The organism is Streptomyces sp. NPDC002004, assembly GCF_053593975.1.
In genome coordinates this window covers 23,461-34,544 of record NZ_JBSFDP010000048.1, presented here as the reverse complement: position 1 = coordinate 34,544, position 11,084 = coordinate 23,461, and the positions used below count along the sequence as shown (strand labels likewise).

General features: G+C 72.5%; 9 protein-coding genes. 2 read left to right on the top strand and 7 right to left on the bottom strand.

Annotated elements, in window-relative coordinates:
• Positions 1–53 precede the first annotated feature (53 nt).
• From ACWCP6_RS34620 to iolC, 6 genes are all read right to left on the bottom strand, one after another.
• Positions 54–1,469 carry an APC family permease gene (locus ACWCP6_RS34620; RefSeq protein ID WP_450936605.1) on the bottom strand — a complete coding sequence of 472 codons (1,416 nt, stop codon included), beginning with the start codon at positions 1,467–1,469 and terminating at the stop codon, positions 54–56.
• A gap of 480 nt (positions 1,470–1,949) precedes the next feature.
• Positions 1,950–3,452 carry a CoA-acylating methylmalonate-semialdehyde dehydrogenase gene (gene mmsA / locus ACWCP6_RS34615; RefSeq protein ID WP_450936604.1) on the bottom strand — a complete coding sequence of 501 codons (1,503 nt, stop codon included), beginning with the start codon at positions 3,450–3,452 and terminating at the stop codon, positions 1,950–1,952.
• 16 nt (positions 3,453–3,468) lie between these two features.
• Positions 3,469–5,370, bottom strand: a complete 1,902-nt coding sequence (gene iolD, locus ACWCP6_RS34610; RefSeq protein WP_450936603.1) for a 3D-(3,5/4)-trihydroxycyclohexane-1,2-dione acylhydrolase (decyclizing) — start codon at positions 5,368–5,370, stop codon at positions 3,469–3,471.
• Positions 5,367–6,191: a 5-deoxy-glucuronate isomerase gene (iolB, locus tag ACWCP6_RS34605; RefSeq protein WP_450936602.1), complete on the bottom strand. Its 825-nt coding sequence runs from the start codon at positions 6,189–6,191 to the stop codon at positions 5,367–5,369. Before iolB ends, iolD begins: the two co-directional genes overlap by 4 nt.
• Before the next feature lie 160 nt (positions 6,192–6,351).
• Complete coding sequence (locus ACWCP6_RS34600) at positions 6,352–7,332, bottom strand: Cgl0159 family (beta/alpha)8-fold protein (protein WP_450936601.1); 981 nt, start codon at positions 7,330–7,332, stop codon at positions 6,352–6,354.
• Positions 7,329–8,258: a 5-dehydro-2-deoxygluconokinase gene (gene iolC / locus ACWCP6_RS34595; protein WP_450936608.1), complete on the bottom strand. Its 930-nt coding sequence runs from the start codon at positions 8,256–8,258 to the stop codon at positions 7,329–7,331. The genes ACWCP6_RS34600 and iolC overlap by 4 nt, the downstream gene beginning before the upstream one ends.
• 222 nt (positions 8,259–8,480) lie before the next feature.
• Between iolC and ACWCP6_RS34590 the strand changes: the two genes are divergently transcribed.
• Together ACWCP6_RS34590 and ACWCP6_RS34585 are read left to right on the top strand one after the other, a co-directional pair.
• A complete protein-coding gene (locus tag ACWCP6_RS34590; protein WP_450936600.1) occupies positions 8,481–9,380 on the top strand; it encodes a sugar phosphate isomerase/epimerase family protein in 900 nt (299 codons plus the stop codon).
• A 350-nt stretch (positions 9,381–9,730) separates the two neighbouring features.
• Positions 9,731–9,931 (top strand): helix-turn-helix transcriptional regulator, encoded by a 201-nt coding sequence (locus tag ACWCP6_RS34585; protein WP_450936599.1) that lies wholly within the window; start codon positions 9,731–9,733, stop codon positions 9,929–9,931.
• Here ACWCP6_RS34585 and ACWCP6_RS34580 read toward each other — a convergent pair.
• The gene (locus tag ACWCP6_RS34580; RefSeq protein ID WP_450936607.1) at positions 9,922–10,950 is read right to left on the bottom strand and encodes a zinc-dependent alcohol dehydrogenase family protein; all 1,029 of its coding nucleotides are present in this window, start codon (positions 10,948–10,950) and stop codon (positions 9,922–9,924) included. The two genes, ACWCP6_RS34585 and ACWCP6_RS34580, sit on opposite strands and share 10 nt — an antisense overlap.
• Positions 10,951–11,084: the final 134 nt, after the last annotated feature.

Genomic DNA, 11,084 nt, shown 5'->3' with positions numbered 1-11,084 from the left:
GCCGCGTACCGCAGGTGCGGTACGCGGCCGGGAGCCCGCCGCCCCGGGGTGCTTCAGTCCTGTGCGTCCTCGGGGATGGACACCAGCCACCGCGTGTCGCGGCGCGGCCGGAGGTAGAAGACCCAGTAGAGGGTGGCGACGGCGGTGATGCCGCCGGTCCACAGCAGGTAGCCGGTCTCCTGCTGGCTGAGGACGTAGGCGAGGACGGCGATCAGCGCGACCGGCATCGCGGGCCACAGCGGCATCCGCCAGGCCTTGCGGGTGCGGTGCGATCCGCGCCGGGCGAGCAGTGCGGCGACGGCGACCAGCAGGTACATGCCGGTGACGGAGACGCCGGTGACGCCGTACAGGGTGTCCAGGTTGACGAAGCAGAGGAGCGCGCCGGGGACGCCGACGACCAGGGTCGCGACCCAGGGGGAGCCGAACCGGCCGAGCTTGGCGAGGGCGTTGTTGACCGGCTCGGGCCAGGCCTTGTCGCGGGCGGAGGCGAACAGGACGCGGGAGTTCTGGATGACCATGACGATGCCCGCGTTGATGATCGCGAGGGCGACGCAGAGGCTGACGAAGGTGCCGACGGCCGAGTTGCTCCAGGCGATGACCATGCTGCTGATGTCGCCGCCGGTCAGGGCCTTCAGGTCGCCGGCGCCCATGGTGATCGCGGCGACGGGCACCAGGATGACCACGGTCGAGATGGCGAGCGTGGCGAGGACGGTGCGGGCGACGTTGCGGCGCGGGTTCTCCAGTTCCTCGGAGAGGTAGACGGCGGTGGAGAAGCCCTGCGTGACGAAGAGCGCGATGGCGAGCCCGGAGATGACCAGCATGCCCGTGACGGTGTCGGCGTGCCCGTGGGCGCCGGCCACCTGCATGGAGAGGAGGCTGTCGGCGCCGCGGTGGCTGTGCGTGAAGCCGAGGACGGCGACGACGCCGGCCGCGACGACCTCCAGGACCAGGAAGATGCCGGTGATCCAGGCGTTGGCGCGCAGGTCCAGCAGACCGGCGAGGGTGGCCGCGAGCATCACTCCGGCGCCCGTCATCGAAGGGTCGAGGTGGACGATCGGGGCGAGGTAGTCGGCGGTGCCCATGGCGATGACCGGCGGGACGATCAGTACGACGAGCAGGGAGAGTACGAAGACGAGCCAGCCGGCGAGCCGTCCGGCCAGCGTGGAGACCATCGCGTACTCGCCGCCCGCGCTGGGGATGAGCGTGCCCAGCTCCGAGTAGCAGAACGCCACGGCGATACAGAGCAGCGAGCCGATGGCGATGGTGAGCGCGGTCGCGGTGCCCAGGCTGGAGAACAGGTCCGGCACGACGACGAAGAGCGTGGAGGCGGGCGTGACGCACGACAGCGTCAGCAGGGTGCCGCCGACGACGCCGATGGAACGCTTGAGCTTCTGGGGACTGCCGGAGTCCGCCGCCGGGGTGAGGTCGGCGGCGGGGTCCGGGGCGAGGGTGCGAAGCGTGTCGGTCATGAGGTTCCGATCGACTCGTGCGGCAGAGGTGCTGAGGCGGGAGCGCTATCGCCTCCGGCGGAGTTCAACTGACTGGGTCCATCCGCTCCCGGCGGCGCCATGGAACCTTCCGCGTAAGGGGGACGTCAATAGTCGTTTCCCTACGGATTCCGCACCCGACACGCCGCGTGACGTTCGCCACTCTCATGGTGTTTCACGTCACAGAAGAGTAATCAACAGGCGTCCTTGACCTATGACCATGGATTCACAGGAGCAATCGGACAGATTGTTTCACCGCCGGGTTCATCCCCGATCTACGAGAACCGCAGCAACGACGGCGAATTTCACGGGAATCCGTCTTCGAATCCGTCCGGAGTACGGACATGACCATGCCCCGGCCTGCGGGAGCAGACCGGGGCACAGGGGACGGAGCGGCGACGGCGGGCGGCCGGACGGACGAGCACGCCCTTCAGCGGCGTGGGGGCCGTCCGGGGGCGGCCGTCAGTGGTTGCGCGGGAAGCCGAGGTCGACGCCCGCCGGGGCCTCGGACGGGTCGGGCCAGCGCGTGGTGACGACCTTGCCGCGGGTGTAGAAGTGCGTGCCGTCGTTGCCGTAGATGTGGTGGTCGCCGAAGAGCGAGTCCTTCCAGCCACCGAAGGAGTGGTAGCCCACCGGCACCGGGATCGGCACGTTCACACCGACCATGCCGGCCTCGATCTCCATCTGGAAGCGACGGGCGGCGCCGCCGTCGCGGGTGAAGATCGCGGTGCCGTTGCCGAACCGCGAGGCGTTGATGAGGGCCACGCCCTCGTCGTACGACTCGGCGCGCAGCACGCACAGGACCGGGCCGAAGATCTCGTCCTGGTAGGCGTCCGCGGAGGTCGGGACGTGGTCGAGCAGGGACAGACCGATCCAGTGGCCGTTCTCGTGGCCGTCGACCGTGTAGCCGGTGCCGTCGAGCACGACCTCGCAGCCCTGGTCGGCGGCGCCCTTCACGTACGACGCCACCTTGTCGCGGTGCGCGGCGGTGATCAGCGGGCCCATCTCGGAGGCCGGGTCGTTGCCCGGGCCGATCTTGATCTTCTCGGCGCGCTCCCGGATCTTCTCCACGAGCTCGTCACCGATGGAGCCCACGGCCACGACCGCGGAGATCGCCATGCAGCGCTCGCCCGCGGAGCCGTACGCGGCCGAGACGGCCGCGTCGGCGGCGGCGTCCAGGTCCGCGTCCGGCAGCACCAGCATGTGGTTCTTGGCGCCGCCGAGGGCCTGGACCCGCTTGCCGTTGGCGGAGGCGGTGGTGTGGATGTAGCGGGCGATCGGGGTGGAGCCGACGAAGGAGACGGCGGCCACGTCCGGGTGCTCCAGGAGGCGGTCGACGGCGACCTTGTCACCGTGCACCACGTTGAAGACGCCGTCCGGCAGCCCGGCCTCGGACAGCAGCTCGGCGATCTTGATGGACGCCGACGGGTCCTTCTCGGACGGCTTCAGCACGAAGGTGTTGCCGCACGCGATGGCGATCGGGAACATCCACATCGGCACCATCGCCGGGAAGTTGAACGGCGTGATGCCGGCGACGACGCCCAGCGGCTGGCGGATCGCGGCCACGTCGACCCGGTTGGACACCTGCGTCGACAGCTCGCCCTTGAGCTGCACGGTGATGCCGCACGCCAGGTCGACGATCTCCAGGCCGCGGGCTACCTCGCCGAGCGCGTCCGAGTGGACCTTGCCGTGCTCGGCGGTGATCAGCTCGGCGATCGCGTCCCGGTTGGCGTCGAGCAGCGCCCGGAACTTGAAGAGGATGGTCGTGCGCTGCGCCAGCGAGGAGGTGCCCCAGGTCGCGTACGCCTCCCGGGCGGCCGCGACGGCGGCGTCCACCTCGTCCACGTTCGCGAAGGCGACCTGCGTGGTGACCGCTCCGGTCGCGGGGTCGGTGACCGGGCCGTACGTCCCCGACGCACCCTCGACGGTCTTCCCACCGATCCAGTGGTTGACGGTCTTCGTCATGACAAGATCCCTACTCTCACAGATGGCGGCGTCGGGCGGTGACGTGCCGGTCGTACTCCTCGCGGGCCTTGACCGCGGACGGTCGGGTCGCTGTCTCGGCCACGGGCACATCCCACCATGCCTGGGCCTGGGGCGCGCCCGACACAGTGTCTGCCGTTTCGGTCTCCACGTAGACACATGTGGGGCCGTCCGAGCGACGCGCGTCGGCAAGGGCTTCCCGCAGGTCACGCGCGGTCTCGACGCGGAGCACCCGCATGCCGAGGCTGGCCGCGTTGGCCGCGAGATCGACCGGAAGCGGTGCCCCGGTGAGGGTGCCGTCGGGGCCGGGGAAGCGGTAGGCGGTGCCGAAGCGCTCGCCGCCGACCGACTCGGAGAGGCCTCCGATGGAGGCGTATCCGTGGTTCTGCAGGATGACCACCTTGATCGGCACGTTCTCCTGCACGGCCGTGACGATCTCGGTCGGCATCATCAGATACGTCCCGTCGCCGACCAGCGCCCACACGGGACGCCCGGGCGCGGCGAGCGCGACGCCGATGGCCGCCGGGATCTCGTAGCCCATGCACGAGTAGCCGTACTCGACGTGGTACTGGTCGCGGGACCGGGCCCGCCACAGCTTGTGCAGGTCGCCGGGGAGCGAGCCGGCCGCGTTGATCAGGACGTCGTCGCCGGTGACGAGCGCGTCGAGCGCCCCGAGCACCTGCGTCTGGGTGGGCCGCGCATCGGGTGCGGCGGCCTCGAACGCGGCGTCGACGCGGTGCTCCCAGCGCTCCTTGCCGTCCGTGTACGCGGCGACGTACGCGGGGTCGGCGCGATGGCCGCGCAGCGCGTCGGTGAGCGCCTCCAGGCCGGTGCGGGCGTCCGCGACGAGCGGCAGGCCCGCCATCTTGTGGCCGTCGTACGGCGCGACGTTGAGGTTCACGAAGCGCGCGGTCGTGGGGAAGAGGGTGTGGGACGCGGTCGTGAAGTCGGTCCAGCGGGTGCCGACCCCGATCACCAGGTCGGCGGTGCGGGCCAGTTCGTCGGCCGTCGCGGTGCCGGTGTGCCCGATGCCGCCGACGTCCGCCGGATGGTCCCAGCTCAGCGAGCCCTTGCCGGCCTGGGTGGAGGCGACGGGGATGCCCGTGGCGTCGGCGAACCGTTCCAGCGCCCCTTCCGCGGCGCTGTGGTGGACGCCGCCGCCGGCGACGACCAGCGGGCGCCGGGCCGCACGGACGGCGGCTGCGGCCCGGTCGAGTTCGCGGGGATCGGGGGCGGGGCGGCGGACGGTCCAGGTGCGCTCGGCGAAGAACTCCTCCGGCCAGTCGTACGCCTCGGCCTGGACGTCCTGCGGCAGCGCGAGCGTCACGGCGCCGGTCTCCACGGGGTCCGTGAGCACCCGCATCGCCTGGAGCGCGGCCGGGATCAGGGCCTCGGGGCGGGTGATCCGGTCGAAGTACCGGGAGACAGGCCGCAGGCAGTCGTTCACCGACACGTCGCCCGCGTACGGCACTTCGAGCTGCTGGAGCACCGGATCGGCGGGCCGGGTCGCGAAGACGTCCCCGGGGAGGAGGAGCACGGGGAGGTGGTTGATCGTCGCGAGGGCGGCGCCGGTGACGAGGTTGGTGGCGCCGGGCCCGACGGACGTGGTCACGGCGTGCGTGGAGAGCCGGTTGCTCTGGCGCGCGTAGCCGACGGCCGCGTGCACCATGGACTGTTCGTTGCGGCCCTGGTGGTACGGCATGACGGGAGCCCCGGAGGGTGTCCCGCCGGGAGGCACGGCCGCGTACTCGACGAGTGCCTGCCCGATCCCGGCGACGTTCCCGTGGCCGAAGATGCCCCAGGTCGCGCCGATGAGCCGCTGCCGTGCGCCGTCCCGCTCCGTGAACTGGGCGGCCAGGAACCGCACCAGTGCCTGTGCGACGGTGAGCCTGGTCGTCATCGGTATCCCTCTGCACTCTCGAGGTGGTCCGGGTGGAAGCAGATGCGCCACACGCGCTCCTCTCCCGGGCCCGCCATCACGTTCAGGTAGTACATGGTGTGGCCGGGCGCCGCGACGGACGGGCCGTGCCAGCCGTCGGGGACGAGCACCGCGTCGCCCGAGCGCACCTCGGCGAGCACATCGGCCCCGCCCTCGCGGGACGGGAACACGCGCTGGTAGCCGAAGCCGTGCTCGCCCTCGATCTCGAAGTAGTAGATCTCCTCGAGTTCGCTCTCCGTGCCGGGCCGGTGCTCGTCGTGCTTGTGGGGCGGGTACGAGGACCAGTTGCCGCCGGGCGTGATCACCTCGACGGCGATCAGCCGGTCGCAGTCGAAGGCGTCGGCCGCGGCGAAGTTCCGGACCTCGCGGGAGCAGACGCCGCTGCCGCGGCTCTCGACGGGTACCTCCGGCGCGGGGCCGTAGCGGGCGGGGAGTCGGCGCTCGCACTTCGCTCCTGCCAGGGCGAAGCGGCCTCCCGCGCCGGAGGCGATCTGCGCATGGGCGTCGCGCGGGACGTAGGCGAAGTCGGTGACTCCGTCGAACACGTCCTCACGGCCCAGCAGTTCGATGACCTGGCCCCCGGTGTGCACCGTTGCGCCGCCCGAGAGCGGGAGCACGATCCACTCGCTGTCGCCGGTCGCGAAGGAGTGCACTTCTCCGGGGCGCAGCTGGAGGACGCGCAGGCTCGAGTGGGTCCATCCGGCCCGCTTCGGGTCGATGTCGAGGACGTACGGTCCGGCGGCCGCGCTGCCCGCGGGCACATGAAGCTCGCTGTCGCTCATGTCCGGTGACCTACCCCTGTCGTCGTCACAGCAGCCTTCCCGTGGTCCGTCACGCCGGGCCGTCCGCCGGCGTCCTGCCCGGATCCGGTCGACGTCACGACCGCCTCCGCTCGCCCTCATCGCCGTCCGCCGCAACCGGTACGGCCGGCCGCCGCCCCGATCACAGCAGGCCCACGGCGGTGTCCACGGCCCGCGTCACGTCCCCGTCGGCCGGGTAGAGCAGCGAACGGCCCACGACCAGGCCCTGCACGGTCGGCAGGCGCAGCGCGTCGCGCCACTTCCCGTACGCCTCCTCCGCCTCTTCGGCGGTCTCGCCGACGTCGCCGCCGAGCAGCACGGCCGGCAGCGTGGAGGTCGCCATCACCCGGGCCATGTCGTCGGGGCGTTCGGTGACGGGCACCTTGAGCCAGGTGTACGCGGAGGTGCCGGCCAGGCCCGACGCTATGGCGATCGACTTGGTCACCGCCTCCGCGCTCAGGTCGTTGCGCAGTGCTCCGCCGGCGTCGCGGCGGCACAGGAACGGCTCGACGAAGACGGGCAGCCGGCGGGCGGCCATCTCGTCGACGGCGCGGGCCGTGCTCTCGAGGGTCGCCAGCGAGCCCGGGTCGTCGTAGTCGATGCGCAGCAGCAGCTTTCCGGCGTCGAACCGGAAGCGCTCGATGTCCAGCGGGCGGTGCCCGGTGAACCGGTCGTCCAGCTCGAACGCGGCGCCCGCGAGTCCGCCCCGGTTCATCGAGCCGATGACGACCTTGTTGTCCAGGACGCCCAGGAGCAGCAGGTCGTCGAGGACGTCGGCGGTCGCGAGGACTCCGTCGACGCCGGGGCGGGCGAGGGCCAGACAGAGGCGTTCGAGCAGGTCGGCGCGGTCGGCCATGGCGAGCCTGCGGTCGCCCACCGCGAGGGCGCCGCGCGCCGGATGGTCCGCCGCGATGATCATCAGACGTCCGTCGGGGCGCAGGAGCGGGCGGCGGACACGGCGGGCCGCGGCCTCGGCGACCGCCTCGGGGTGCTGTGCGCGGGTCCGGGCGAGCTCGGCGACGTCGACCCGTACGACGCCCCGGAGCGGGGCCGCCGGTCCGGCGGGTCCTGCCCCGGAGGCGCCGGTGTGGTGTCCGGCGCCCGCCACGTTCCCCGCCCTCATCGGACCTCTCCCGCCGCGAGGGCCGCGTCCACCTCGGCGGGCGTCGGCATGGCCGACGAGCACTCCAGGCGCGCTGCCACGATGGCGCCCGCGGCATTGGCGTACCGCATGATCCGCTCCAACTCCCAGCCGGCCAGCAGACCGTGGCAGAGGGCACCGCCGAACGCGTCCCCCGCGCCGAGGCCGTTGAGCACGTTCACGGGCAGGGGGGCGACCTCGGCGGTGGTGCCGTCGCGGTGCACGGCGAGCACTCCCTTGGGGCCCTGTTTCACGACGGCCAGTTCGACGCCCGCGTCCAGGAGGGCGCGGGCCGCGGCGTACGGGTCGCGCTCACCGGTGGCCACCTCGACCTCGTCGACATTGCCGACGGCGACGGTGCTGTGGCGAAGCGCCTCGGTGTAGAAGGGGCGGGCGGCCGCCGGGTCGCTCCAGAACATGGGGCGCCAGTCGAGGTCGAAGACGGTGGTGCCGGACGCGGCACGGTGCCGCAGGGCCGCGAGGGTGCTGGTGCGGCTCGGCTCCTCGCTCAGGCCCGTGCCGGTCATCCAGAAGATGCGGGCCGAGTCGACGGCCGCCAGGTCGAGTTCGTCCGTGCGGATCTCCAGGTCGGGCGCCTTCGGCCGGCGGTAGAAGTAGAGCGGGAAGTCGTCCGGCGGGAAGACCTCGCAGAAGGTGACGGGGGTCGGCAGGTCCGGCACGGGCGTCACCCAGCGGTCGTCGACCCCGAACTCCCGCAGGGCCTGGTGGAGATAGTCCCCGAAGGCGTCCGCGCCGGTGCGCGTGACGACGGCGGTACGGCGGCCGAGCCGGGCCCCGGCCACCGCGACGTTCGCCGCTGAGCCGCCGAGGAACTTGCCGAAGGTGGTGACCTGCGCCAGCGGCACGCCCGTCTGCAACGGGTAGAGGTCCACCCCGATCCGGCCCATCGTGATGACGTCGTACGGATCGGTCACCTGCGCGTCCCTTCGTCGGGGCCGTCGGCCCGCGGGCCGGTGCGTCTGCCGGCCGTGGTCCGCGGGCCCGGCCCGCGGGCCGGAGCATCGGCCGCCCTCAGGTCTAGTCCCGGCACCGCAGCCCTGTCAACATTTTGTCCTTACATTCGGACTAGTCCTTGACACCCTTCTCCGGCGGACTGGAAGCTGACCGCCATGACGACGCTGTCACGCATCCGGATCGGCTCCGCCCCCGACTCGTGGGGCGTGTGGTTCCCCGACGATCCCCAGCAGGTCCCCTGGCGCCGCTTCCTCGACGAGGTCGCCGACTCCGGCTACGAGTGGATCGAACTCGGCCCGTACGGCTACCTCCCCACCGACCCCTCGGTGCTGGCCGAGGAGACGGGCCGCCGTGGGCTCAGGGTCTCCGCCGGCACGGTCTTCACCGGCCTGCACCACGGGCCCGACGTCTGGGACGCGACCTGGGAACACGTCTCCGGCATCGCCGCGCTCACCCAGGCCATGGGCGCCCGGCACCTGGTGGTCATCCCCTCCTTCTGGCGGGACGACAAGACCGGCAAGGTACTGGAGGACAGCACGCTCACCCCCGAGCAGTGGCGCCATCTGACCACCCTCACCGAGCGGCTGGGCCACGAGGTGCGCGAGCGCTACGGACTGCGGATCGTCGTGCATCCGCACGCCGACACGCACATCGACAGCGAGGAGAACGTGACGCGCTTCCTCGACTCGACCGACTCCGGCCTCGTCTCGCTGTGCCTGGACACCGGGCACTACGCCTACTGCGGCGGCGACAGCGTCGAGCTCATCGAGACCTACGGCGAGCGCATCGGCTACCTCCACCTCAAGCAGGTCGACCCGGCCGTGCTCGCCGAAGTCCGCGCGGGCCAGGTGCCCTTCGGGCCCGCCGTGGCGCGCGGTGTGATGTGCGAGCCGCCCAAGGGAGTGCCCGCCCTGGAGCCGGTGCTGGCCGCGGCCGGGAAGCTCGACGCGGACCTCTTCGCCATCGTCGAACAGGACATGTACCCCTGTCCTCCGGACAAGCCCCTCCCGATCGCCCGCCGGACCCGGGCCTATCTGCGGTCCTGCGGGGCGTAGGGAGCTCACGGATCTCGCCGGGACGCGGGGCCCGGGGGTGCCTTCGGGCCACGCCGAGGCTTGCGGATCTCGCCGGACCGCGGGCCCGGGACCCCTCCGGGACTTCGAGCCCCACCGCGCAGAACCCCCGCACACGGCCCGCCCTTTGCATCACTCCTGTCACAAACGTCCCGTGTCCGTCACACATGTCTCGGGTACGCGGGCTTCGTGTCACATGGCCTCGACAGCCCCTCCCCTGTCGTCACGCTGTGTCGTTGACCGGGCACAGGCTGAGTGATCGCCAGCGTTGCGCCCGGCTCCCAGACGGCTCCCCCGGCCGCCGCTGCGGCGCGCGCAGGGAGGTGCCACGGATGACCGAACGCAGGCTCTGGTCGTACAAGGAGATCGCCGCGCACATCAGCGTCCAGCCGGACACCGTGCGCTCCTATCGCAAGCACGGCCTGCTGCCACCGCCCGATCACGTGGAGGGGGGCAAGCCCTACTGGTACGCGGACACCGTCCGCGCCTGGGTCGCCTCCCGCCCGGGCAACCGCGGACGGCGTCACGGCTGAATGACCGTCACACCGGCCCCGGGGGCCGTGCCCATGGCCGCAAGGGCCGCCGGGGCCGCGTCCAGCGGGATCGTGGAGGTGATCAGCAGTTCGGGGCGCAGCACACCGGCGCCGACCAGGCCCAGCATCGCCGGGTAGGCGTGCGCGGGCATGCCGTGGCTGCCGCGGAGTTCGAGTTCCAGGGCGATGGCACGGGCCAGCGGGACGACCGGGTCCGTGGGCAGCAGACCCACCTGGACGTGGCGGCCCCGGCGGCGGAGGCTGTTGACGGAGGCCGCGCAGGTGGCGGGCGAGCCGAGCGCGTCCAGCGACAGATGGGCGCCGCCGCCCGTCAGCTCGCGCACCGCCTCCGCCGTGTCGTCCACCGCGGCCGCGTCCACACCGTGCACGGCGCCGAACGTCCGCGCGAGCTCCAGCGCCCGCGGCGCGACGTCGACGGCCACCACGCGCGCGCCGCTCGCCGCAGCGATCATCACCGCGGAGAGCCCGACGCCGCCGCAGCCGTGGACCGCGACCCACTCCCCCGGGGCCACCCGGCCCTGGGCGACGACCGCGCGGAACGCCGTGGCGAACCGGCAGCCCAGGGCCGCCGCCGTGCCGGACGCCAGATCCTCCGGCACGGCGACGAGATTGACGTCGGCGTGGTCCAGCGCCACGTACTCGGCGAAGGAGCCCCAGTGCGTGAACCCCGGTTGGGTCTGGCGTTCGCAGACCTGCTGGTCGCCCGCCGCACAGGCGGCGCAGGTACCGCAGGCGCACACGAACGGGACGGTGACCCGGGCTCCCGGGCGCCAGCGGGTCACCCGGGCGCCGGTCGCCTCGACGACGCCGGCGAGTTCGTGGCCCGGCACGTGCGGGAGCGCGATGTCCGGGTCGTGGCCCCGCCATCCGTGCCAGTCGCTGCGGCAGAGGCCCGTCGCCTCGACGCGGATCACCACGCCGTGGGGCGCAGGCGCCGGGTCCGGCACGGTCCGCACCTCGGCCGGTTCGCCGAACCGCTCGTAGACCACTGCGTGCATTGCCTCCGCCTCTCCGACGACGTCACGGGCCCGGGGCCGGGCCCGGGGACCGGCCGGCACCTCACCGGCGCCACGGTGCAGCTTCACCCCCGCGGCCGCGCAGCGCCAGGGGCCGTCCAGCGGAACCCCGGCCC